At 70.1% G+C, this 21,792-nt stretch carries 20 protein-coding genes; 8 read left to right on the forward strand and 12 right to left on the reverse strand.

Annotated features, from left to right (window positions below):
• Nucleotides 1–122 precede the first annotated feature (122 nt).
• Nucleotides 123–1,712, forward strand: a complete 1,590-nt coding sequence (locus tag SNA_RS21765) for an MFS transporter (RefSeq protein ID WP_030065258.1) — start codon at nucleotides 123–125, stop codon at nucleotides 1,710–1,712.
• Between the two features lie 98 nt (nucleotides 1,713–1,810).
• Nucleotides 1,811–2,224: an SHOCT domain-containing protein gene (locus SNA_RS21770; protein WP_030065256.1), complete on the forward strand. Its 414-nt coding sequence runs from the start codon at nucleotides 1,811–1,813 to the stop codon at nucleotides 2,222–2,224.
• A 73-nt stretch (nucleotides 2,225–2,297) separates the two neighbouring features.
• Here the strand turns inward: SNA_RS21770 and SNA_RS21775 are convergent, their stop codons facing one another.
• Nucleotides 2,298–2,726 carry a YbhB/YbcL family Raf kinase inhibitor-like protein gene (locus SNA_RS21775; protein ID WP_030065254.1) on the reverse strand — a complete coding sequence of 143 codons (429 nt, stop codon included), beginning with the start codon at nucleotides 2,724–2,726 and terminating at the stop codon, nucleotides 2,298–2,300.
• Nucleotides 2,727–2,870: 144 nt separating this feature from the next.
• On the opposite strand from SNA_RS21775, the gene SNA_RS21780 reads away from it, so the two are divergent.
• The gene (locus tag SNA_RS21780; protein ID WP_241779774.1) at nucleotides 2,871–3,416 is read left to right on the forward strand and encodes a nucleoside-triphosphatase; all 546 of its coding nucleotides are present in this window, start codon (nucleotides 2,871–2,873) and stop codon (nucleotides 3,414–3,416) included.
• 60 nt (nucleotides 3,417–3,476) lie between these two features.
• Here the strand turns inward: SNA_RS21780 and SNA_RS21785 are convergent, their stop codons facing one another.
• From SNA_RS21785 to SNA_RS21805, 5 genes are all read right to left on the reverse strand, one after another.
• Complete coding sequence (locus tag SNA_RS21785; RefSeq protein WP_030065250.1) at nucleotides 3,477–3,818, reverse strand: YbaY family lipoprotein; 342 nt, start codon at nucleotides 3,816–3,818, stop codon at nucleotides 3,477–3,479.
• Nucleotides 3,815–4,807, reverse strand: a complete 993-nt coding sequence (locus SNA_RS21790; protein ID WP_051877211.1) for an MvdC/MvdD family ATP grasp protein — start codon at nucleotides 4,805–4,807, stop codon at nucleotides 3,815–3,817. The genes SNA_RS21785 and SNA_RS21790 overlap by 4 nt, the downstream gene beginning before the upstream one ends.
• The gene (locus SNA_RS21795) at nucleotides 4,804–5,868 is read right to left on the reverse strand and encodes a M12 family metallopeptidase (protein ID WP_198535111.1); all 1,065 of its coding nucleotides are present in this window, start codon (nucleotides 5,866–5,868) and stop codon (nucleotides 4,804–4,806) included. The genes SNA_RS21790 and SNA_RS21795 overlap by 4 nt, the downstream gene beginning before the upstream one ends.
• Before the next feature lie 310 nt (nucleotides 5,869–6,178).
• Nucleotides 6,179–7,366: an AI-2E family transporter gene (locus SNA_RS21800; RefSeq protein WP_078970088.1), complete on the reverse strand. Its 1,188-nt coding sequence runs from the start codon at nucleotides 7,364–7,366 to the stop codon at nucleotides 6,179–6,181.
• 213 nt (nucleotides 7,367–7,579) lie between these two features.
• Nucleotides 7,580–8,719 carry a substrate-binding domain-containing protein gene (locus SNA_RS21805; protein WP_030065242.1) on the reverse strand — a complete coding sequence of 380 codons (1,140 nt, stop codon included), beginning with the start codon at nucleotides 8,717–8,719 and terminating at the stop codon, nucleotides 7,580–7,582.
• A 546-nt stretch (nucleotides 8,720–9,265) separates the two neighbouring features.
• On the opposite strand from SNA_RS21805, the gene SNA_RS21810 reads away from it, so the two are divergent.
• Genes SNA_RS21810 through SNA_RS21825 form a run of 4 tightly spaced genes read left to right on the forward strand, consistent with a single transcriptional unit; the run spans nucleotide 9,266 to nucleotide 13,158 of the window.
• On the forward strand, nucleotides 9,266–11,644 hold the full coding sequence (locus SNA_RS21810) for an ATP-binding protein (protein ID WP_044366645.1): 2,379 nt from the start codon (nucleotides 9,266–9,268) through the stop codon (nucleotides 11,642–11,644).
• A complete protein-coding gene (locus SNA_RS21815; RefSeq protein ID WP_044366289.1) occupies nucleotides 11,625–12,101 on the forward strand; it encodes a roadblock/LC7 domain-containing protein in 477 nt (158 codons plus the stop codon). The genes SNA_RS21810 and SNA_RS21815 overlap by 20 nt, the downstream gene beginning before the upstream one ends.
• A gap of 51 nt (nucleotides 12,102–12,152) precedes the next feature.
• Nucleotides 12,153–12,596: a DUF742 domain-containing protein gene (locus SNA_RS21820; RefSeq protein ID WP_044366647.1), complete on the forward strand. Its 444-nt coding sequence runs from the start codon at nucleotides 12,153–12,155 to the stop codon at nucleotides 12,594–12,596.
• Nucleotides 12,544–13,158, forward strand: a complete 615-nt coding sequence (locus SNA_RS21825) for a GTP-binding protein (protein ID WP_037789145.1) — start codon at nucleotides 12,544–12,546, stop codon at nucleotides 13,156–13,158. The genes SNA_RS21820 and SNA_RS21825 overlap by 53 nt, the downstream gene beginning before the upstream one ends.
• A 136-nt stretch (nucleotides 13,159–13,294) precedes the next feature.
• Here SNA_RS21825 and tgmB read toward each other — a convergent pair whose 3' ends face one another.
• The 4 genes from tgmB to SNA_RS21845 all read right to left on the reverse strand — a co-directional run bounded on the left by tgmB (nucleotide 13,295) and on the right by SNA_RS21845 (nucleotide 16,719).
• Nucleotides 13,295–14,224, reverse strand: a complete 930-nt coding sequence (gene tgmB / locus SNA_RS21830) for an ATP-grasp ribosomal peptide maturase (protein ID WP_030065231.1) — start codon at nucleotides 14,222–14,224, stop codon at nucleotides 13,295–13,297.
• Between the two features lie 6 nt (nucleotides 14,225–14,230).
• Complete coding sequence (tgmA, locus tag SNA_RS21835) at nucleotides 14,231–14,422, reverse strand: putative ATP-grasp-modified RiPP (protein WP_030065229.1); 192 nt, start codon at nucleotides 14,420–14,422, stop codon at nucleotides 14,231–14,233.
• Nucleotides 14,423–14,674: 252 nt separating this feature from the next.
• Complete coding sequence (locus SNA_RS21840; RefSeq protein WP_030065227.1) at nucleotides 14,675–15,877, reverse strand: polysaccharide deacetylase family protein; 1,203 nt, start codon at nucleotides 15,875–15,877, stop codon at nucleotides 14,675–14,677.
• Between the two features lie 185 nt (nucleotides 15,878–16,062).
• Nucleotides 16,063–16,719, reverse strand: coding sequence for a DUF4232 domain-containing protein (locus tag SNA_RS21845; RefSeq protein WP_052808955.1), 657 nt, complete (start codon nucleotides 16,717–16,719; stop codon nucleotides 16,063–16,065).
• 240 nt (nucleotides 16,720–16,959) lie between these two features.
• Between SNA_RS21845 and SNA_RS21850 the strand changes: the two genes are divergently transcribed.
• Nucleotides 16,960–18,714, forward strand: a complete 1,755-nt coding sequence (locus tag SNA_RS21850) for a DUF885 domain-containing protein (protein ID WP_044366291.1) — start codon at nucleotides 16,960–16,962, stop codon at nucleotides 18,712–18,714.
• Here SNA_RS21850 and SNA_RS21855 read toward each other — a convergent pair.
• Both SNA_RS21855 and SNA_RS21860 read right to left on the reverse strand, forming a co-directional pair.
• Entirely contained in the window at nucleotides 18,690–20,615 is a 1,926-nt protein-coding gene (locus SNA_RS21855; protein ID WP_052808956.1) for an ArnT family glycosyltransferase, read from the reverse strand. The genes SNA_RS21850 and SNA_RS21855 overlap by 25 nt on opposite strands.
• A 77-nt stretch (nucleotides 20,616–20,692) precedes the next feature.
• Complete coding sequence (locus tag SNA_RS21860) at nucleotides 20,693–21,745, reverse strand: NlpC/P60 family protein (RefSeq protein WP_044366292.1); 1,053 nt, start codon at nucleotides 21,743–21,745, stop codon at nucleotides 20,693–20,695.
• Nucleotides 21,746–21,792: the final 47 nt, after the last annotated feature.

Below are 21,792 nucleotides of genomic sequence, written 5' to 3' on the forward strand. Positions count from 1 at the left end.
GCCCAGTCGGGCGACGCGTCACCACGCAACCGGATAAATCGCCCTTCACCCGCCTATTCTGAGCCGTCATGACGGCCGATCACACACCGTCCGGCACATCGGAACCTGCGGAGGTGCACGCGATGGGGCGCTGGCGGCCTCTGGCCATTCTCGGCACGGCCCAGTTCCTGATGGTGCTCGACACCTCGGTGATGAACGTATCGATCGGCCAGCTGGTCGAGGACTTCGATACCGAGGTCACCGCGATTCAGGCCGTCATCACCCTCTACACCCTGGTCATGGCCGCTTTCATGATCACAGGGGGCAAGCTCGGCGACATGTTCGGGCGCCGGCGCATGTTCGCCGTCGGACTGGCCGTGTACGGAACGGGCTCCGCACTCACCGCCGTGGCCCCCGTCCTGTGGGTGCTCACACTCGGCTGGTCGGTGATCGAGGGACTCGGTGCGGCGCTGGTACTCCCGGCCCTGGCCGCGCTCGTGGCCGGTGCCTACAAGGGCCGGGACCGGGCCGTCGCCTACGGGGTCATCGGCGGGCTGGCAGGGGCGGGCATCGCGGTGGGCCCGCTGCTCGGCGGCTGGCTGACGACGTATCTGACGTGGCGGCTGGTCTTCGCCGGCGAAGTCGTCCTGGTGGTGGCCATGCTCTGCCTCATCCGGTGGGTCGAGGACCACCCGCGGCCGCAGCCGCGGCCCCGGCTCGACACCGTCGGCGCCGTGCTCTCCGCCATCGGCCTGGCCATGGTGGTCCTGGGCGTCCTTCAGAGCAGCTCCTGGGGATGGGTGAAACCCCGGAACTCCCCGATCACCATCTTCGGCTTCTCCCTCACCCTCTTCTTCATCGCGGCGGGCGCCCTCGTCCTCTGGCTGTTCCGGACCTGGGAGCGGCGGCAGGAGAGCCGCGGGCGGAATCCGCTGGTGCGGTTCTCCCTGTTCGCCAACCCGCCGCTGCGCTCCGGCCTGAGCATGCTCCTCGCCCAGAACCTCATCCTGCTCGGCCTGTTCTTCACCATCCCCCTCTATCTCCAGGTCGTGCAGGGCCTCAACGCGTTCCAGACCGGTCTGCGGCTGCTGCCGGTGTCGCTCACCATGCTGCTGTCCGCCATGAGCGGCCCCCTCCTCGGCCGGTTCGCCGGGCCGCGCACGGTCGTACGGACCGGCCTGCTGGTGCTGTTCATCGCCATCGTGTGGCTGCTCGCCACCATCAAGCCCCGTATCGACGACCTGTCCTTCGCCCTGGCGATGGCCGTGCTGGGACTCGGTATGGGGCTCCTCGCCTCGCAGCTGGGCAACGTGGCGCAGTCCAGCGTCGGGGAGTCCGAACGCAGTGAGGCGGGCGGCCTCCAGTACACCGCCCAGAACCTGGGATCCTCGCTCGGCACCGCCCTCATCGGCGCCATCCTGATCGGCGCCCTGGTCACCGCATTCACCCACGAGATCGCCGACCACCCCAAGATCTCCGACCAGGTACGCGAGCAGGCCGGTATCGCCATGGAAGCCGGGGTCAGCTTCGTGAGCACCGACGAGATCCGAGCCGCGGCCGAGCGCGCCTCGCTGCCGCCGGCCGAGGCCGACGCGGTCGTCGACTCCTACGCCCAGGCCCAGCTCAACAGCCTCAAAACCGCCATCCTGACGGCCGCCGCCATCACGCTCGTCAGCTTCGTGTTCACCCGCAACCTCCCGGCGGAACGGCTCACCAGGACGGCGGCCCGCTGAGGTCCGCGCGAGCGCCTGGGCTCACCCGCAGCGGGTGATGTTCCTGCCCCCGCGGTGGCCGAGCCTGGAGGGGCGACCACGAGGGCCAGGAGGCAGTCATGGGCAACCTGTACTTGGCGTACGACTATCCGGTGCTGGGCGCGTTCTGGACCGTGATGTGGATCTTCCTGTGGATTCTGTGGCTGATGGTGCTCTTCCGCGTCATCGCCGACATCTTCCGTGACCACACACTGCACGGATGGGCAAAGGCCGGCTGGCTGCTTTTCGTCATCATCCTTCCCTTCCTGGGCGTCCTGATCTATGTACTGGCGCGCGGCAAGGACATGGGCAAACGCGAAGCACAGCTCGCCAAGCAGCATCAGGAGGAGTTCGACACCTACATCCGGGAAACGGCGGCACCCAGCGGCGGCGCGAGCCAGGCAGACGAACTGGCCAAGCTTGCGGACCTCAAGGCAAAGGGCGATATCTCGGAGGACGAGTTCCAGCGGGCCAAGGAAAAGATCCTGCACTGACGGCCGGTCACGAAGCCCCGCACGACGCGGCGTGGGCCTCCTGCGGGTTTCTCCGTCATCGGCCATACACCGGTCAGCGTTGGTAAGTGCCCACCAGCACGCCGCTCGCCAACTCCCTTGCCTTCACCGCGCGATGCACCGCATCGGCCGTCGGCCGTTCCCGCAAGGTGAGCGGCTGCGACACGGCCCACAGGCGGAAGAAGTAGCGGTGCGTCCCGTGCCCGGAGGGAGGCATCGGACCGCCCCAGCCCACCCGGCCGAATCCGTTGGGCCACTCCTTGCCGCCGGGCGGTGGCTCCCCCTCCGCCGCACCGGAACTCCGCGGATCGATACCGGTGACCAGCCAGTGCAGGAACGACCCGCCCGGGGCATCAGGGTCCTCGCAGAGCAGGACCAACTCCGACGTACCGTCCGGCACCGCCGACCAGATCAGCGGTGGCGAGACGTCGTCGCCCTCCCCCGTGTGGCGTCGAGGGATCTCCGCGTGGTCGGCGAACGCCACGCTCCTGGCTCAATTCCCGTCATACGCCCGGCCCTACCCGCAACGGCCCGGTCGGGACCGGCCCCCGCGGGCAGAACCCCCGATTGGCTCAGTACGCCGGCCAACCAGCCGGGAAGCGCAAGACGGACCTACAGGGAGCAGCGCATGCCGCACCGGATGCCGACGAGGATCCTGCTGGAGGGACGTCCCGGAGCGGGCAAAACGACCGTTGTCCGCCGGTTGGCCGCACTCCTGCGCACCCGTGGGGTGGTCGGCTTCACCACGGCGGAAATCCGGCAAGGCGCGGCCCGGGTCGGTTTCGCACTGGAATCACTGGAGAGCGGCCGCCAGGCCGTACTCGCCCATGTCGAGTTCCCGGGGCCACCGCGGGTGGGCCGGTACGGCGTCGACCTGGGTGTCATGGAGCGGGTCGCCCTGCCTCCGCTCAGATCGGCGGCGGCGCATCCGGTTCCCGGAGACCTCGTGCTGATCGACGAGCTCGGGCGTATGGAGCTGGCGTGCACCGGGTTCCAGGACGCGGTCCGGCGCCTGTTCGCGTCCGACATCGACATCGTCGCCACGGCCCACGCCAAGAACGACCCGTTCACCGACGCCCTCAAGCGGCGCGCCGACATCGAACTCGTCCAGGTGACCCGCGCGAACCGCGACGCCCTCCCCGGGGTTCTGGCGGCCCGGCTGGAGAGTCCATGACGGCCTTCATCTCACCGGGTGCGCCTTCCGCGAGTGCCCCGGTGGCGCGTCCATGCCCGTTCAGACCGTGCTGACCGGGGCCGTCAACTCCTCGTGGGATTCCGGCACTACGGCGTGTGCCTGCGTACTGATGAGGTCTCCGGGCTCCAGTGCCCCACTTCCGGAGAGGTCCACGTGCACACGAAGGCCGTAGGCACCCCTCGGATCGAGGTCGGGCACGTCGACGCTGAAGGGGATCCGGCCATGCGGGGCGAGGGGGACGTCCGTCTGGACATGCGCGGCCACCACGGTGGAGGGGGCGTCGGCGAGGGAGACGTCGCGGACCTCTACCAAGACCCTGGCGGCCTGGGTGGCGGGCGCGTCGGCGGGCAGGGACACGATGCCCCGGACGGTGTGCGTCATGCGGTGCTGCCGGCCAAGGTCTGCGACACCGTCGCTCGTTCCGGTCCGCGTTCGTCGATCCGTGCCAGGAGCGCCGCGACCTCCGCGCTGATGGGCAGCCCGGCCCGCTGCTCCACGAACAGCCATTGCCCCGCCGGATTGACCTCGAAGAACACGTACTGCCCGTCCGGACGCCGGCGCAGATCGATGGCGCCGTAGACCAGACCGAGCCGGCGCATGAACCGCAGCAGCGCGTCGGTGAGGGCCGGGGGGAGAGTCACCGGCCGTACCCGGGCTTCGTCGACCACCGTTCTCATGTCGACGGGATAGCTGGTCGCCGAGGCGTCGATCTCGGCGGCGAAGACCCGCTCCCCCACCACCGTCACCCGCAGGTCGGCTCCCGGTACGAACTCCTGGAAGATCACCGGGGCGTAGCGGACGGCGTCCAGGTGCGCCAGGTCCGCCGGCCGTACGAGCCTGGTTTCCCGCCAGGCTTCCGCATGGGCGAGGAAGGACTTGAAGACCGTGCGCCCGACGCCGACGTCCTGGATGAACCGGCGTGCCCGCTCCGGCTGATTGGTGACCAGGGTGCGCGGCAGCGTCAGGCCCACGCGGCGGGCCGTCTCCCACTGGTACGGCTTGTGATGGGCGATGGCGTCGAGTGACGGTGGGTTGATCCAGGAACAGCCGAGCCCGTGGAACAGCCCATGCAGCGCCTGGCTTGTCTCACTGGCCGCGAAGCCCTGGTCCCGGGCCGTGCGCAGGGTCCGGTCGACGGTGAAGGGACGTACCCGTCGCCACCACGCGACGCGGCAGTTGTCCAGTGACGCGGATCCGGTGGACGCGGTGAGTGTGCAGTCCGGCGGCCCGCCATCGGAATAGTCGAGGTTGATCACGCCGTGGGCGGGAAAGTCCGCCAGGTCGAAGCGCACGACCTCCCGGCCGGCTGCCTCCAGCCGGCCCATGACGTCCAGGGTGTGGTCCTCGTCGTAGGAGATGACGAGGATCATCGCATCTGCCCCACACTTCCACTGCCGACGAGCAGCGGACCCAGCTGGGCCACGAGGCTTTGCTGGCTGGCAGTCACGGCGGCGAGGCCCTGCTGGACGGAGCCGAGCAGCTGGGTGAGCTGACGTACCTGCTCGGCCAGCCCGTCGGGCTGCCCGGTCAGCGCGGGTGACTGGTGCGGGGTGGCGAGTACGAAGGGGCTGGCGGCGGCCGGGCTCATCAGGTCGTGGCCCGGGAACTTCATGGCAACGTCATGAGCCGGGATCTTCGCGGGAATGTCGTGGACCGGCATCTTCGTGGCAAGATCGTGTACCGGGTCCTTCCCCTTGACGGGCACGGTCGGGTACAACGCCTGGACACCGGCGAGATCGCCCTGCGACAGCCCCGTCCGCTGGCCCATCACCACACCGGGAGGCAGCGGCTGCTTGGCGGTGATTGTCGGCCAACTGGCGTCGATCGCAAAGGCGTTGGGCGGGTAGTGCATGATCGACCCGAAGTCGTACGGCCCCATGTCATCACCGTCGGAAATCTGCTGAAGGAAATTGTGCTGCTGTTCCGGCGCGATGTTGGAGAAGTCGATGGAGATGAACTGGTCGCGGTCCTCCCGGCTCTGCTCGTGCCACAGCCCCACCGTGTGACCGATCTCGTGGATGGCGTTTCCGGCGGAGCAGTTGTCGCCCAGCGTGATGAGTTGCATGCCGCCCCGGCGGCCGACCCAGGACGAGCACCCGCCGCCGGGAACAAAGCGCACGAAGTCGGGGAACAGCGCCGCGTTGTCGGCGGTCCGTGCCTCGAAGCGGATCCGGGTGTTCGTCCTCCAGTGGGCGATGGCATCGAATACCCGGCCCTGGTCGGGAAGGGCGGGGTCGATCTCGAACGGGATGGTCGCGTTCGGCCAGCGGAATTGCTGCCCGGTAATCCCGATCGACCGGGGCATCAGCTCCTGACCGCCTGCGGACGCGGCCTCGGCCACCTCCGCCACGGTGCCGAGGACGATGTCTCCCTCGACCACCGCCATACCGTCCACCTCTGCGTACTGGACGCCCTTGCCGAGGAATGTCACGCCGTCCAGCAACGCGGTCCCTGCAATCGGGCCGGACCGGCACTCTCCGGAGCCACTGCCCTGGCTCTTGCTTCTGCGCCCTCCCCCGGTCGCGGCCGTCTTGCGGGCTGCGGTGGACTTTCGTGGGGTGGCTTTCTTCGTCCGGCGGGGGGATTCCGGCGGCTTGGCATTCATGGTTCACCTCGGGAAGGGGAGAGCAGGGGGCGGGATCGTGCTCCCGATTCCTTCCCATCGGCTCCGGATGCCTCCTACCGCCATCCGGGCGCTTGGACGGGTCCACTCGGACAGCGCCCGTCCGCTGTGGCCGCTCTCAGCGCATGGGGACCTTGACGTCGGCCGTCCGCAGCACGCCGTAGACGGACCACAGCACCGAGACCAGCGGTACCGCGACGACCGCGCCAAGGACGCCCGCCGTCACCGCGCCGCAGACCACGGAGAGCGCCACGACGACGGGGTGCAGTCGTACGGCGCGGCTCATCACCAAGGGGTGCAGCACATGCCCCTCGATCTGGCCGATGACCACGATCAGCAGAATGAGGATGAGGGCGACCAGGGGACCCTTCACGGCGAGGGCCACGACCGTGGCCACCGCCAGGGCGATGGGTGAGCCGACGAGTGGGATGAAGGCGGCGAAGAACTCCAGGACGGCCAGCGGGAGGACGAGCGGGACGCCCAGGAAGAAGAGCGCCAGCCCCACGAGGACCGCGTTGGTCGCGGCGACGATCACAATGCCGCGGGTGTAACCGGTGAAGGTCGTCCATGCGGCGTACCCGCTGATACGAGCCGCGCCGCGCCTCCGCTCCGGCAGTTGGCCGCCGAACCACCGCCACATCCGCTCCCCCGAATGCAGGAAGAAGACCGAGCAGAAGAGTGCCAGCAATCCGGCCGTCAGCACGTCCACCAGCTGGCCCACACCGCTGACCGCGGCGTTGAACAGGCTCGAACCGTGTGTGGCGATGAATCGCGACACCCACGACTGGAGGCGGGCCAGGGCTCCGTGCCGGAGGTGGAAGGGCGCGCCTTCGAGCCACCGTTCGGTCCGCGCCAGATCGCCGCCGAACTGCCGGCGCAGCTCTTGCCACTCGGCGGCCACATTCGCTCCGATCAGGCTCAGCACCCCGAGGACGAGCACGAGGGCGAGCAGCAGTCCGAGTGCGACGGCCGCCGAGCGCGGCATCCAGCGGTGGAGCAGATCGGTCAGCGGCCCCAGGAGGGCCGTCACCACCAGGGCGAGGAAGACCGCCAGCGTCACCTGGTGGAACCGTCCGAGCACCATGAAGATGACGTAGACGGCGGCGCCCACGACGAGCAGGCGCCAGGCGTACGCGGCGGCCGCCCACAGCAGCGGAGAGAATCCGTCATGGCCGCGGGTCGGATGCGCTCCCCCGCCCAGCCGCCCCGCGCGGGCCGTGCGCTCCAGGGCGCGCAGGCGCTGCCGAGTCGTCCGGCGAGGTACGGCAAAGGACCGCTCGCGCTCACCACCGGGTCGGTTCCGCACCCGCCGCCGCCACCTCCTGCCCGTCGCGTACCGAGGCCCCGCAAGGGGGCCGTTTGCGCACGGGGGCCGGGCGACGGCACCCGTGCATGCCCCATGGTGGTATCACCTCGGAGCGGTCTTCGAACGTGTACGGGCGGGCTTTCCCCCGAAGGCAGGGCACGACCTTTCGCGCCCACGCCGACCGCAGCCGAGCGGGCGTGCCCCTCCCCGGCGTCAGGCGCCCCAGATCTTCCGGTAGGCCTGGCGGTAGCCCTCGGAGTCCCAGGACAGTGCGCCGCCGCTGTTGGTGGCGGTGGCGATGTGGACGGGGGCGACGTATCCGCTGGCCGGGGCGCCGGCGAAGGCGCGGTTGAATTCGTCGATGATCTGCCAGCCCTGTTCGGAGAGCGGCTCGGGCACGGTGGCGGCCTGGAACTCCTTGCCGTTGACGCGCTGGAAGGCCGATGGATCGCCGTCACCGGCACCGATGTTGAAGGGGGCGCCGGCGCCGTCCTTGCCCGCGGCGCGCAGGGCGGGGGCGGCGTGCTGGAAGTACAGGTCGTTGATGGCGGCGGAATAGGTCCACTTGCCGCCGAAACGGGACAGCAGGGAGCGGACTGCCCCGATGGAGCGGGTGTTGGCCTGGGGAATGGGGATGTTGGTGTAGCTCAGCAGCTTGGTGCCGGAGCAGGTGGCGAGTTCCTTCTTGATCAGATCGGACTTGTGCTTCGCGAAGGGTATCGAGGCGTCGGTGAACAGGACGACGCCCGCGTGGCCGTTGGACCGTGCGATGATCCAGTCGGCGCTGATCTTCGCGACGTCCTCGACCCGGGAGGTGATGTTGCTGAAGAGCTGCGGATCCTTGCTGGGGCCGGGAGCGGCGGTGGCATGCCAGCCGATCAGCGGTATTCCCGCCTTGTTCGCTTTTTTGACGTCCGCTGCGACGGACCGGGGATCGAAACCGCCGATGACGATGCCGTCCGGTTTGAGGCCGAGGGCCTGCTTGAAGGCGGCCCGCATGCCGTCGGGCGTGCCCTGGCCGTTGAGGGTGCGGGCGTGCCAGCCGAGGATCTTGGCGGCTTCCTCGACGCCTTGGGCGACGCCGGCGACGCCGGGGTTGGTCAGGGTCTGGGCGATGTAGACGACGGTTTTGCCGTGGACGGCCTTGGGTCCGGTGGTGGGGCCCTTCCAGGGGGCGTTGACCTCCTGTGCCCGCTGGACGGCCCGCTTGGCCCGGGAGAGCTCGGTGGGGCAACCGGGCTTGGCGGCGCTGCGGTGGGATGCGGTGGTGTCGGCGCCGGGTTGGCAGCCGGCGGTCGCGGCCATGACCAGGAGTGCGGCGGCTGTCACGACCGCCTTGCGGGTGGGGTGCACGGGTCTCCTCGCAGGGCGGGATGAGGATGTGGGTCGGGGTGGGGGGAGACAGGTTACGGGTGGCGAGATTTCGACGGTCATCCGCCGTCGGAATTGGGCGCACGCCGCTGACATCGACCCCTCGCTCGTCGGCACATCGGCTCACGACCCGCTGGTCAAGGCGCTATCGCGCCAAAAGTGACAAAGAGCTGAATACCGTTTGACCTTTGATGGGGCACGTCTTGCATGCCTCCGCACACGCGGTAGTGTTCGCGGCCTGTTGGACGTGTGGCGCAATCTTGTCGCTCGCATTCCGGCATGAACGTCACGGGCGTCGCGTCACGCTCACCCCTCGTCGGCGGTCGGCAACAACAACATTTCGGTCACCGCTCAGGAGCACGTCGTAAGGAGGCCGGGGTGTCTGTGGACACAGTGGACCCGCCGCACGAGGTGGACCCGCCGCACCAACAGGACCCGTCCCGGCGTTCGCCGTTGAGGCCGCGGTTCCGTCAGCGGGCGGGCGCGCTCCTGGACCGATGGCCGTTCCGGCGGAAGCTCAACGTTCTGGTGATCGCGCCCGTCGCGGTCGTCGGCGTGCTGCTGGGCGTCGGCGTCGACGCTCAGGTGGACAAGGCCCTGGACGCCGACCGGACCGCGGAGCTGGTGCGCGACAGCGAGCAGGTCACCAGGCTGATCAATGACGTCCAGGCCGAACACCGGCAGGCGCTCCTGCTGTCCGTGGAGCAGGAGTCGGTCCGGCCCGGCGCCGCCCTGCCCTCCATCACCACCTACCGTCGCACGCAGCAGGACACCGATGAGCAGGTGAGCGCCGTGCATTCCGCGTTCGGGGCGAGCCTGCCGCGGAAGGAAGCACAGGCCCTCGACTACATCCGGGACCTTGCCGTGCTGCGCGACAAGGTCGAGCGGGGCTCCGTCCCGGCCGCCGGCATCGATCCCGCGTACGCGGCCGCGGTCGGCTACCTGATCGACGGCATCGGCCTGGACCGCTTCGTCGGCAGCTCGTCGTCCTCGGTCATCAACCTTCTCGACACGGTACTGCGCGCGGACGCCGCCCACGCGGCCTTCGAGAGCGGGGTGTTCTCCGCCCAGACCCGGGATGCCAATGCGCTCACCGAGTACACCCGTGCGGTCGGTGCCCACCAGGTCTACGAGGAGCAGACGGAACGCTTCGGCCGGATCGCCGACCCCGACCAGGTGCTGCGCCTGAGCGGGATCGAGCGGGATGCCGAGGAGAACGGCATCGAGGCGCAGTTCGCGGAGCTCCAGATCGACCCCGGCTCGTTGCAGGGCCAGACCCCGCACCAGCTGCGCAAGGCGATCGCCGCCGGCACCCGGCAGGCCGAGGCCCGGCTCGCCATCACCCGGTCGCTGATCCAGCAGATCGCCGCGCGGGCCGACGGGCTCTCCCGGGACTCCCTGGACAACGCGCTGGTGATGCTCGCCCTCGCCCTGCTCGGCTTCGCCTCCTGGCTGTCCTTCTCCGTCCTGGTCCGGCGGTCGGTCGTACGGCCCCTGGCGGCCCTGACCGGCGCCGCCCAGCAGGTCGTCGACGTGGCCGGCGAGGAACTGGCCAAGGTCGAGGACGACGAGTCGGCGGACGGCACCCCGCTGCAACCGCAGCCGATACCCGTTCCGGTCCGCGACGAGATCGGGCATCTGGCCGAGGCGTTCAACCAGGTGCAGGTCACCGCCGCGGCGCTGCTGGAGCGGCAGGTGCTCAGTCGCCGCAACGTCGCCGAGATGTTCGGCAACGTCGGACGCCGGGTCAGCAACCTCACCTCGCGCCAACTCCTGCTGATCGACGCCGTGGAGCGCGAGGAGACCGACCCCGACGTCCTGGAGCGGATGTATCGCATCGACCACATCGCGGTACGCCTCCAGCGCAACGCCGACAGCCTGATGCTGCTCGCCGGCATCCGCGACCCCGAGGTGGAGGCCCGGCCGACCGCCCTGGTCAACGTCATCCGGGCCGGGCTCGGCCAGATCGAGGGGTACCAGCGGGTGTCCCTGCGCTCCGAGACGGAGATCACCGTCGCGCCGGACATCGTCGACGATCTGACGCTGATGCTCGCCGAACTGCTGGAGAACGCGGTCTCGTTCTCCCCCTCCGACACACCCGTCGAGGTCGTCGTCCGGCCCGGCACCGACGTCACCTCGGACGGTGGTGCACTGATCGAGGTCATCGACCACGGCCTCGGCATGAGCACGGAGCGCCTCGACGAGGAGAACGCCCGGCTGGTCCGGCGGGAACGGCTCGACCTCGTACCGACCAAGGTCCTTGGCCTGTTCGTGGTCGGAAACCTCGCCCGGCGCTCGGGCATACGGGTCGCCCTGAGCCGTACGCCGGGCGGCGGGGTCACCGGCACCGTCTGGCTCCCTTCCGCGCTGCTGCTCGCCGTGGATCCGGCCGCCATGTCGGGCCCGGCCTCGGGCGTGACCGAGGCGGGGGCCGCGGAGGCGGATGTGGACGGCGCCGGTGCCCTCTCCGATGGCAGAACTGACGCCATGTCAGACGTGACGTCAGACACCACGTCAGGCCACCACCCGGCAGCGCCCGAGCGGGAATCCCGCACGCCCGAGCCCGAACGCGAGCAGGATCCCCGGCCCGCTCCCGTCTCCCCCACTCCCCTGCCGTTGCGCCGGACCTCCGCCGCCCCGCCCGAACCGCGCCCGGCGCAGCCCGGCCGGCCGCTGCGACGGCGGGTACGGGGTGCGACGCTCGGGATGACCGCCCCGGCGGCCGACCGCGGGGCCCAGGCGATGCGCCGGCCCGTCGACGCCGACGCGGTCCGTTCGGAACTCGATGAATTCGAGGCCGCCGTACGCAGGGCGGAGCAGGAGAGTGCCCCTGCCCCTGGGGACCCAGCATCTTCGCAACACCAGCAAACCCGGAAGGAGTCGGGCAGTGACCACGCCGACAGGTAAGAGCGGTTCCGAGCGGACGGAACCCACCGATCTGACAGCCGCCGCGGCCGACTTCACCTGGCTGCTCGACCGGTTCGCCACCCAGACCGCCGGTGTCGTCGACGCCATCGCGGTCTCCTCCGACGGTCTGCTGATCGCCGTCTCCCAACTGCGCGAGCAGGCCGACTCCGAGCGGCTCGCAGCGATCGTGTCGGGCGTGACGAGTCTGGCCGCCGGTGCGTCCGGCAATTACGGCCTCGGCGGCCTCAACAAGGTCATCATCGACCTGGAGGGCGGCCATGTGCTGGTGTCGGCCATCGGCTGCGGTGCCGTTCTCGGCGTGGTGACCACGAAGGAGGCGAAGCTCGGCAACATCGCCTACGAGATGACCCTCTTCGCCAACCGGGCCGGGAGCGCCCTCACCCCCCAGCTGGTGCTGGAGCTGAAGAAGACCGCCGGCGCCACACCGGCCCGCTGACCCGTCCCACACCGCCGAGACAGCGGTGCAGGGCTTGAGAAGAGGAGCATGATGGCCGGTGGTGAACCAGGACCGGACGAGGCGGAGGGCAGCGCCCGGGGCCCCTCGAAGCCGGTCGGCCGCGCTTCCGCGATCCGGCCGTTCCTGCTGACCGCCGGCCGGGTGGCCGGTGGCGGGACCGGCCCGCCGCTCCCGGTCGAAACCCAGGTCGTGGCGACGGCCTCCGGGCTCACCGTCCTGGGCTCGCTCGCCTTCGAACACCACGACATCGTCGCCGCATGCCGGCATCCGCAGTCGGTGGCGGAACTCGCCGCCCGGCTGCGCCTCCACCTCAACGTGGTCCGGGTGCTGGCGGAGGACCTGTGCGCCGCCGGGCATCTGGCGGTCCATGTCCCGGACGCCAGGGCAACCCAGGACATCTCCGTACTGCGAAGGGTTATCGATGGTCTCCGTGCCGTCCCCGACTCACGGGGCACACTCCGTGACAGCGGTTGAACAGCCGCCACTACCGGTCAAGTTGGTCATCGCCGGCGGCTTCGGCGTCGGCAAGACCACGGCCGTGGGCGCGATCTCCGAGATCCGGCCGCTGACGACGGAGGCGGCCATCACCGAGGTCGCGGCGGGCGTGGACGATCTCTCCCACACGCCCGGCAAGACCACCACCACGGTCGCCATGGACTTCGGCTGTATCACCATCGACCCGACGCTGAAGCTCTATCTGTTCGGCACACCGGGCCAGGACCGGTTCGGGTTCATGTGGGACGACGTGGTCGAGGGCGCTCTCGGTGCTCTGGTGATCGTGGACACCCGGCGCCTGGACGACTGTTACGCCGCGGTGGACTACTTCGAGCACAAGGGCATGCCGTTCGCCGTCGCGGTCAACGCGTTCGACGGCGAGGTCCACCACAACCTCGACGAGGTGCGGTGGGCGCTGGACGTCTCCGACCACGTGCCGCTGGTCGTCTTCGACGCCCGCACGACGGGCTCGGTCCGCGATGCGCTGCTGGTCGTACTCGAGGTCGCCCTGTCCCGTGCGGAAGGCACCGCAGGGGGCTGACTCCCGAAGCCCCTCGGGGGACTGCGGTCACTCCCCGGCCGCGTCGAGGAGGATCCGGGCCATCTGCTCATCCGTGAGGCCCTGACCGCCGCTGACAACGGCTCCGAGAACGGCCGACCGGCGAGCGGACAGGGCGTCAGGCGAGCGGGTCCGCCGCGAGCCAGGCGGCGATGGCCTCGGCGATGGGCTGGTCGGTGTCGAGCTGGATGAAGGCGAACTGGCCGCCCTGGTTGCATTCGAGGAACCACCAGGTCCCGTTGGCGTCCTCCGCGAAGTCGAAGGCCCCGTAAGCGAGTTGAGTGGCCGTCATATAGGCGGCCACCGACCGTCGGATGTGTTCGGGGACCTCGGCGGGCTTCCAGACGCCGTTCTCCGCGAAGCGGCTGTCCACCTCCTCTAAGTCGGCTTCCTTACGGGCCGCGAAGAGGTGGCCGCCGACACAGGTCAGCCGGATGTCGGCCCCCTTGCGGACATGCTGCTGGAGCAGGGTGGGGCCGGCCGCGACCGCGGTGAAGTCCGCGTCCGGACTGATACGGGTGGTGGGCAGCACCAACGGAGGGTCGTCGGGATGCTTCCCGGAGACCGACTTGACCACCAGGTCCTGGTACGTGTCGGCGAACTGGCGTGCGACGGCGGGGAAGGAGGTGATCAGCGTGGCGGGCACGGTGAAGCCGCTCTGCTGGGCGATATGGAGCTGCCAGGGTTTGTAGCGGGCCTGTCCGGCCGCCGCGGGGTGGTTCATCCAGCGAGCCCGGGTAGAGGTGAGCATGCCGTAGAGCGCCTGCTCGGATTCCAGGGTGAGCCAGGTCGACCGCTCCTCGGCTCGGGTGCCGGGGGTGCCGGGCCGGCGCACCCACACCGAACGCAGGCTGTTCAGGCTCACCATGCGTTCGTTCGTCCTGAGATAGCCGTGGAAGCCGTTGGTGCCGTAGTCCGCCGAGAGGTGGACCCGGCCGGGCAGGTCGGCGGGGTCGAGGCGGACGAGCGGCACGCCGAGGTCGTGCAGGACCGCGACGACCGTATCCGCGGTCAAGTCTTCCTCACAGGTGAGGACCAGAACCGTCATCGGCGTTCAGTCGTCGAAGTGGGTCTTGGACCCGGCGGTGGAGGCGGTGGTGCCGGTGGCCATCAGGACCGCCCGACTGCTGGTGGCCTGGCGACCGTCGGACAGGACGTTGAGTTGCCGCGTGGCGTCATAGGTGTACGGGGTTTCGGTTGCCGACTTCACCGCCGGACGGGCGTAGCTCAGCGCGAACGGTCGCATGCTTTCTCCTCCAAGACCGCGATGTCCGTCCTCATGCCACGCTGCCGGGACGGCTATCTCACCAGACAACTCTGAACAGTTGACGCAACAGTTCGGTCAATAGTTGCCATCTTTGCTCGTTTTCCGCGATTAACTTGACGGAAAATGCACCAGTCGGCGTTGACGAAGTGATGCGAACTGCCTGAGGGTGAGAACGGAGCTACGCCGCGTATTCCCGTGCCATTACGAGAGGCGGCGTGAGCTCCGGCGCCGTCAGCTGCGCCCCGTGAACTGCTGCCCCACCCCGAGGCGGCGCAGATCAGCGAGGACTTGCGGGTCCTGGGCATCCAGCCAGTCGCAGAGCTGGCGGAAGGAAACCAGACGGACGTCCTTCCGCTTCTCGTCGGCGATGTGCTTGAACGCCTCTTCGACGGCGTCCATGTAGATGCCGCCGTTCCACTGCTCGAAGTGGTTGCCTATGAAGAACGGGGCCCGGTTGGTCTCGTAGGCCCGCTGGAAGCCGGCGATGTAGGCCTCGGCGGCCTGCTTGCGCCAGCCCGGGTAGTTGGCCGGCGGGCCCTTGGTGGAGTTCTGGGACTGATTGAACATCATGTTGTAGTCCATGGACAGGACCTGGAAGGAGTGACCGGGGAACGGTATGGACTGGAGCGGGAAGTCCCACAGGCCCTGCTTCTTGGCGGGCCAGATCTGGAGGCCGCCTGGCGAGCTGGCGTCGTACCGCCAGCCGCGCTTGCGCGCCGTGGGCAGCAGGTTCTCCTGGCCGAGCAGGCACGGTGTACGGCCGCCGACCAGTTCCTTGCTGTAGTCGAAAGGCAGCGGTTCGAGGTCGGTGAAGCCGGTGTTGGTCCGCCACTTGGTGACGAAGGACATGGCCTGCTCGATCTCGTCGTCCCACTGGGCGGGGGTCCAGAACTTCACCGACCCCCGCTCCTCGCCGCAGAAGTGACCGTTGAAGTGGGTGCCTATCTCGTGGCCCTCCAGCCACGCCGCGCGCACGTTCTTCAGCGTCGCCTTGACGTGGTCGTCGCTGAGAAAGGGGATCTGGGAGGCACCGACGGGGTTGTTCGGCGGGCGGTACATCCGCCTCTTCGACTCGGGCAGCGCATACAGCCCGGAAAGGAAGAAGGTCATCGAAGCATTGTGGTCGCGGGCGAGCTTGCGGAACCTCGGGAAGAGGCCATTGCCCACCTCTCCCGCCCCGTCCCAGGAGAAAACCACGAACTGGGGCGGCTTCTGCCCCGGCTCCAGCTTCTCCGGCTTGTCCGGCTGGTGCGGCTGCTTTCCGGTGAAGGCGGTCGAGCCGTCGCCTATCGGCTTGGCCTGCGCCGTCTGGCCGGGCTTGGTTCCGACCTTGCCGGAGGCCCCCGACCCGGAAGAAGAGCATCCGGCTACGGACAATGCGGCCGCCGCCCCTGCACCGAGCCCGAGTATTCCGCGCCGGCTGAATTCACGCATCACTGTCCCTATCGCATTCGTTCAAAAGTTCTTGTCACTGGGACGCCCAGAGAGACGGGCCAGCTCAGGCCGAGGTTCCGTATACGACCCAAAGAAACGGCCCAAAGAAGGAGATATCTCGACGGACCGCACGGAGGGTTGTGAATGGATTACCGTCCGGTGCTCACGACGAGACTTTGGGGCGGTTAATCCGTGGCCCCGGGCTTCACCGACGTCACATCGAACTCTCCGCCGCACACCCGCAGCCCGTCGGTACCGGCGGTCATCGCTTCCTTGGAACCGGGCGGGTAGACGCGGACGAGCTGCGCCGTGGACCAGCACGGCGTGTCCGAGACGCCGTCGTTGACCGTGTGCAGCACGGCATGCGCGCTCTGTCCGGGCCGCAGGCGGACGGCGTCGCCCGCGGCGCCCGAGCGGGTGGCGGGCTTGCCGACGGGCGTGCCCTCCTTGAGCGTCAGGGAGACCCCGGGGAAGCCACGCAGCGAACAGGCCGTCTTGCCCTTGTTGGGGAAGACCAGCGGTATGTGGATGTTGCCCGCGCCGATGTCCGTACGGCCCAGGCTCACCGACAGGGTGTCGGCGGTACAGCGGTCCGAGGCGGTCATCGCCGAGGTGCGGGCCTGGGCCGCGCTCGGCACCTGGGCCGCGCTCGGGGCCCGGTCCGCGCTCGGGGCGTTCGCCGCCTTGCCGTGGGGCGCCACTGCCGCGGCGGCCGCGGAGGAGTGGAGCGCGGAGTCCTTTCCGCCGCTCTGGCAGGCGGAGAGCGTAAGCGCCGTCACGGCGATCAGTGATCCGGCGGCGATCCTGCGGCCGTGCCGGAGGGTCTTGGTGGTGAGCGACATCCGTCTCCCCCTCGTGTGGTCGTGCGTGCCCCTCCGGGAGGGGGCGTGCACGGTCGATCCGTTGCGCTTCCAGCCTGATCACTGCCGCTGCCGGTCGACTAACGGGGCGGTAACGCCTCGCTAATGCCGTGTCCGGAAGTGGTGCGCCTATGCCGGGCCCGACCCGGGTATGGTCACGCAGCGTGGCGGGTGGCCGGCGGAACGGATGGCCGGCGCGCGGACAGCGGAAGGGGCGGGGACATGGCGGGTGGGGCAGGCGGCGGCACGCGGCCGGGGCAGGAGACGGGGCGGGGCGGGGCGCTGCCGCGTCAGGTCGCGGAGGAATACGCCGACGCGGTCGTCCGACTCGACCCGATCCTGGGCACGTTCCTCGGCGTACCGGAGAGTGCGGGCGCTCTTCCCGACTTCTCGCCAAAGGGGCAGGAGGCCACCGCCGAGCTGGCCCGTACCACGCTCGCACGGCTGGCGGGAGCTGAGGCCGAGCCGGGTGCCGACGCCGACGGGGAGCGGCGTTGCGCGCGGTTGCTGCGTGAGCGGCTGACCGCCGAACTGGCCCTGCACGACGCGGGAGAGGGCCTGCGGCAGGTCAGCAATCTCGCTTCTCCGCTGCACCGGGTGCGCAAGATCTTCCCGCTCATGCCCACCGGCATCGAGGACGACTGGGCGGCGATCGCCCGGCGGCTGCGGGCGGTGCCCGATGCGATCGACGACTACCGGGCCGCACTCATCGAGGGGGTGCGACGCGACCTGCCGGCCGGGCCCCGCCAGGTCGACGCCAACATCGACCAGTTGGAGGAGTGGCTGGGGACGGACGGCAGCTGGTTCGCCGACTTCGTCGCCGCCGGGCCGGACGCCTTGCGCAGCGAGCTGGACGGGGCCGCGGAGGATGCCACGACCGCCGTGGCGGAGCTGCACGACTGGTTCCTCAATGTGTACGGCCCCATGGTCGCGGACGCCCCGGATGTGGTGGGCCGTGAGCGGTACGTGCGCTTCGCCCGCGTCCACACCGGCGCGGATCTGGACCTGGACGAGGCGTACGCGTACGGCTGGTCCGAGTTCCACCGGCTGCTGGCCGAGATGCGGACCGAGGCGAAGAAGGTCCTGCCGGGGGCCGGTACCCCGTGGGAGGCGATGGCATGGCTGGACCGGCACGGCCCGGCCATCGACGGTGTGGAGGAGACCAGGTGCTGGTTGCAGTCCTTGATGGACGAGACCGCCGAAGCGCTGGACGGCACCCACTTCGATCTGTCCGAGGAGCTCACACGCGTCGAGTCCCGGATCGCCCCGCCCGGCAGCGCCGCCGCGCCGTACTACACCTCGCCCTCACCGGACTTCTCGCGCCCGGGTCGCACCTGGCTGCCCACGCTGGGCCGGAGCCGCTTCCCCGTCCACGGCCTGGTGTCCACCTGGTACCACGAGGGCCTGCCCGGTCACCATCTGCAACTGGCCTGGTGGAAACGCTCCGTCGCCGCAGGTGACCTCACCCGCTATCAGACGGCGGTGGGCAAGATCAGCGCCAATGTCGAGGGCTGGGCGCTGTACGCCGAGCGGCTCATGGACGAGACGGGCTTCCTCTCCGATCCCGGACACCGGCTCGGTTACCTCGACGCGCAGATGATGCGTGCCGTACGGGTCATCGTCGACATCGGTATGCACCTGGGGCTCCGGATCCCCCCGGACTCCCCGCGCCACCCCGGCGAGCGGTGGACGCCGGCCCTGGCGCAGGACTTCCTCGGCCGGTGCTCCGGCCGCCCCTCCGCGTACATCGAGAGCGAGATCATCCGCTACCAGGGCAGGCCCGCCCAGGCCATCGGCTACAAGCTGGGCGAACGGGCCTGGCTGCGGGGCCGGGAGGCCGCCCGTATGCGGCAGGGCGCCGACTTCGACCTCAAGCGCTGGCATATGGCGGCGCTGTCCCTGGGCTCCCTGGGCCTGACGGACCTCGAAGCCGAGCTCGCGGTGCTGAACGGTCAGACTCCCGGCGCGCAGTCGTAGAGCGTGAAGCTGCCGTCCGCGGCGCGTCCGTAGGCGCGCGGGGGGATGCGGGTGCAGTGCTGCTTCACCCAGGTCACTGCTGGTGTGCGGGGGCGGCGGCTGGTCAGCAGCGCGTAGCGGAGCTGGTGAGCGGAGACGACGGTGCTCAGCTGCTGCGCGCTCGGGTACGGGGTCAGGCCGGTGAAGCCGCCCATGACCAGCACGGGTTGGGAGGTGGCGCGCAGCAGCGGCTCGGCACCGTAGGCGGCTTGGGTGGCGAGGAGGTACTTCTCCCCGGAACGGTGTGCGGTGAGGTAGTTCAGCAGAGCGGTGTCCCGCACGGACGGGGTGTTCAGGGCGTCGGGCTTGGCCCGGTGCTGGTGGCGCAGGGCGCGGTAGCCGGGTCCCACCGGTCCGGCCAGCGGCGACATCGGGGAGCCGCCGTAGAGCGGGTCCAGGCAGGAGGCGGCCCAGACGGCCGGGGCGAGCAGTGTGGACGCCAGCCCTGCCGCCAGGGCGCTGTGCAGCGCCCGCCGCGTGCTGCGCGGCCCCCTGGACCACAGGCCGATGGTCCCGCACACACCGAGCATCAGCACCACCGGCAGCAACCAGGGCGCGAAGCGGGTATGCGGACCGTCGATCACCGCGGCCCAGAGTGCGGTCAGCGCGATGGCGGCGGGCAGCGCCGGCCGACGCGGGCCGCCGGCGCGGTACTCCGCCCAGAACAGGGCCGCTCCGCCACCGGTCAGCGCGGCCACGGCCGGGGCGAGTACGGCGGTGTAGTAGCCGTGGTTACCGTTCGAGGTGCTGAACACCACGACGTGCACCGCCAGCCAGCCGCCCCACAGCACATACCCCGCGCGCAGCCCGTCGGTGCGCGGCTGCCCCGTACGCCACAACAGGCCCAGCACCAGGGCCAGTACGGCGAGCGGCAGCAGCCAGGCGATCTGCGGGCCCACGACGTCGTTGACCAGCATGGTCCAGCCGGTGTTGCCGCTGGTGCGGCTGGCGGCGGTGCCGGCTACGGCGCCCAGCGCGTGCGGATCGTTGCCGAAGCGGCTCAGCCCGTTGTATCCGAAGGCGAGGGTGAAGGGGTTGTTGTTGGTGGTCCCGTCGATGTAGGGGCGGCTCGCGTCAGGTGTCGCCCACACCAGCAGCAGCCAGGAGCAGGAGACGAGGAGTGCGGTGGCCCCGGCAGCCAGCAGCCGCCAGGCGCGGTCCAGCCGGGAGCCGGGCGCGGCCAGTTGGTACACGGCCGCGAAGACCGGCAGGACCAGCCATGCCTGGAGCATCTTGGCCTGGAACGCGAGCCCCACCCATACGCCGCAGACGAGCAGCGGCAGCAGCCTCCCGGTGCTGACCGCCTTTTGCAGCGACCCCGCGGCGAGGACCAGCAGCAGGACGAGCAGGGTGTCCGGGATGGTGTGCCGGTTCAGTGCGACGGTGATCGGGGTGAGGGTCAGCGTCAGCGCGGCGAGCAGAGCGGCCAGCGGGCCGGCCCAGGCGCGGACGATCCGGTGCAGCGCCCAGACGGCCAGGACGCCCTCCAGTGCCTGCGGCAGCGCCGCCGCCCAGTCGTACGGCCCGAAGAGCTTCACGGAGAGGGCCTGCGGCCACAGCGCGCCGGGGATCTTGTCCAGCGTGATCCAGCCACTGGGGTCCAGCCCGCCGAAGAAGAAGGTATGCCAGTTCGCCGCCATCGACCGTACGACCGCGCCGTAGTAGGGCTGCACTCCGGCATGGCCGATACCCCAGGTGTACAGCACCGCGGCCAGGGCGAGGATCACCAGCAGGGCCTGCAACTCGCCTCTGTCGAGGGGCGGTTGGGAGGGAGCCGAGGTCCGCCTGACGCCCATGGATATGAAGCGGAGACGGAAGCGGTGGCGGTCGGCGGAGTCCTGGGTGAGGGGGGTGGTGGCCATGGCGGGGCCTCTCGGGAGGAGCGTGAGACGGGGGACGGTCGGCAGGCGTCAGGCGGGCGACGAGGGGGACGGCGGCTTCACAGACGGCGGGCCATGCGCAGCCCCTGTGCATAGAAGCCGTCGCCGTCGAGCGTCGCGCGGCCGGCCAGGTCGCCCATGGTGGGGCCGTTGGCCTTCGAGCGGCTGGAGTAGAACCGCGGATGTCCTTCGGTGTCCGGCCCCAGGTAGATGCCGCAGTGGTCGATACCGTGCGGTCTGCCGATGTCGATGGCGAAGAAGACCAGGTCCCCGGGTTGCAGCAGGCTGATGTCGGCGGGCGGCCGGCCGGTGTCGGGGAGCAGCAGCACGCCCGGGGCCCGCGAGGCGATGGCGTAGGCCCGGCGGGGCAGGCCGACCCCCGGCAGGTTGGTGGAGTGCATGGGGTACCCCATGCGGTAGCCCCACACCAGCCGCATGAAACCGGAGCAGTCCACGTCACCGTAGCGGGCGTGTTCCGGATCCTTACGGGTGCCGTCCGGGAAGGTCCAGGGGACGCCGAGGTAGTCGTAGAAGTCCGACTTCTCGTCGTGGAAGTGGAACGACGTCGCCGACTCCCCGGGAACGTGCGGTCCGAAGTGGGCCTTGCCCGCGTAGCGCAGGCCGGATCCGTTACGGCGGTCGGGGGCCCCGTCGCCGTACTGGAAGGCCACGCCGAGGACGTCCGGGCTCCGGTCGGCGAGGGTCTTGGGGAACCACTCGCGGAACCAGCGCGTGTGCTCCTTGCCCTGCCGCCATCCGTCGGGCATCAGCCGCACCCAGGCGTTGCCGCGCACCACCGCGCTGGTGGTGCGCGGCTCGCTCCAGGTACGGGTCGGGCCGGTCAGCAGTGCGGTGCGCGCACCGTCGGTGAAGGTGGCCAGCACCCGGCCGTCGGCGGCCCGGACCTCGGTACGGTCGGGCGTCCGGCGGCGCTGGAAGTGGTAGCCGCCGGTCGGCGCCGTGAAGTCGTCGTGCGGGTGGCCGTTGTCGGGCTGCTGGAAGTGGCTGCGTGCATAGGCGCTGACCGCTCCGGCGGCCGCGGCCAGACCGGCGACGCCGGTCAGGACCTGACGGCGGCTGGGGCCACGACGCGGGGGGCGTTCGGTGCTCATGGTGACCTCCTCGACGTGCGGGTGGGCGGCGGATGCGGGCGGTGCGG

Source organism: Streptomyces natalensis ATCC 27448 (assembly GCF_000935125.1).
Taxonomy (GTDB): domain Bacteria; phylum Actinomycetota; class Actinomycetes; order Streptomycetales; family Streptomycetaceae; genus Streptomyces; species Streptomyces natalensis.

Bases quoted from the DNA above. Each gene is read 5' to 3' on its own strand.
- SNA_RS21765 (WP_030065258.1), top strand. From the start codon at position 123: ATGGGGCGCTGGCGGCCTCTGGCCATTCTCGGCACGGCCCAGTTCCTG.
- SNA_RS21770 (WP_030065256.1), top strand. From the start codon at position 1,811: ATGGGCAACCTGTACTTGGCGTACGACTATCCGGTGCTGGGCGCGTTC.
- SNA_RS21780 (WP_241779774.1), top strand. From the start codon at position 2,871: ATGCCGCACCGGATGCCGACGAGGATCCTGCTGGAGGGACGTCCCGGA.
- SNA_RS21785 (WP_030065250.1), bottom strand. From the start codon at position 3,818: ATGACGCACACCGTCCGGGGCATCGTGTCCCTGCCCGCCGACGCGCCC.
- SNA_RS21790 (WP_051877211.1), bottom strand. From the start codon at position 4,807: ATGATCCTCGTCATCTCCTACGACGAGGACCACACCCTGGACGTCATG.
- SNA_RS21820 (WP_044366647.1), top strand. From the start codon at position 12,153: ATGGCCGGTGGTGAACCAGGACCGGACGAGGCGGAGGGCAGCGCCCGG.
- SNA_RS21825 (WP_037789145.1), top strand. From the start codon at position 12,544: ATGGTCTCCGTGCCGTCCCCGACTCACGGGGCACACTCCGTGACAGCG.
- tgmB (WP_030065231.1), bottom strand. From the start codon at position 14,224: ATGACGGTTCTGGTCCTCACCTGTGAGGAAGACTTGACCGCGGATACG.
- tgmA (WP_030065229.1), bottom strand. From the start codon at position 14,422: ATGCGACCGTTCGCGCTGAGCTACGCCCGTCCGGCGGTGAAGTCGGCA.
- SNA_RS21840 (WP_030065227.1), bottom strand. From the start codon at position 15,877: ATGCGTGAATTCAGCCGGCGCGGAATACTCGGGCTCGGTGCAGGGGCG.
- SNA_RS21845 (WP_052808955.1), bottom strand. From the start codon at position 16,719: ATGTCGCTCACCACCAAGACCCTCCGGCACGGCCGCAGGATCGCCGCC.
- SNA_RS21850 (WP_044366291.1), top strand. From the start codon at position 16,960: ATGGCGGGTGGGGCAGGCGGCGGCACGCGGCCGGGGCAGGAGACGGGG.
- SNA_RS21855 (WP_052808956.1), bottom strand. From the start codon at position 20,615: ATGGCCACCACCCCCCTCACCCAGGACTCCGCCGACCGCCACCGCTTC.
- SNA_RS21860 (WP_044366292.1), bottom strand. From the start codon at position 21,745: ATGAGCACCGAACGCCCCCCGCGTCGTGGCCCCAGCCGCCGTCAGGTC.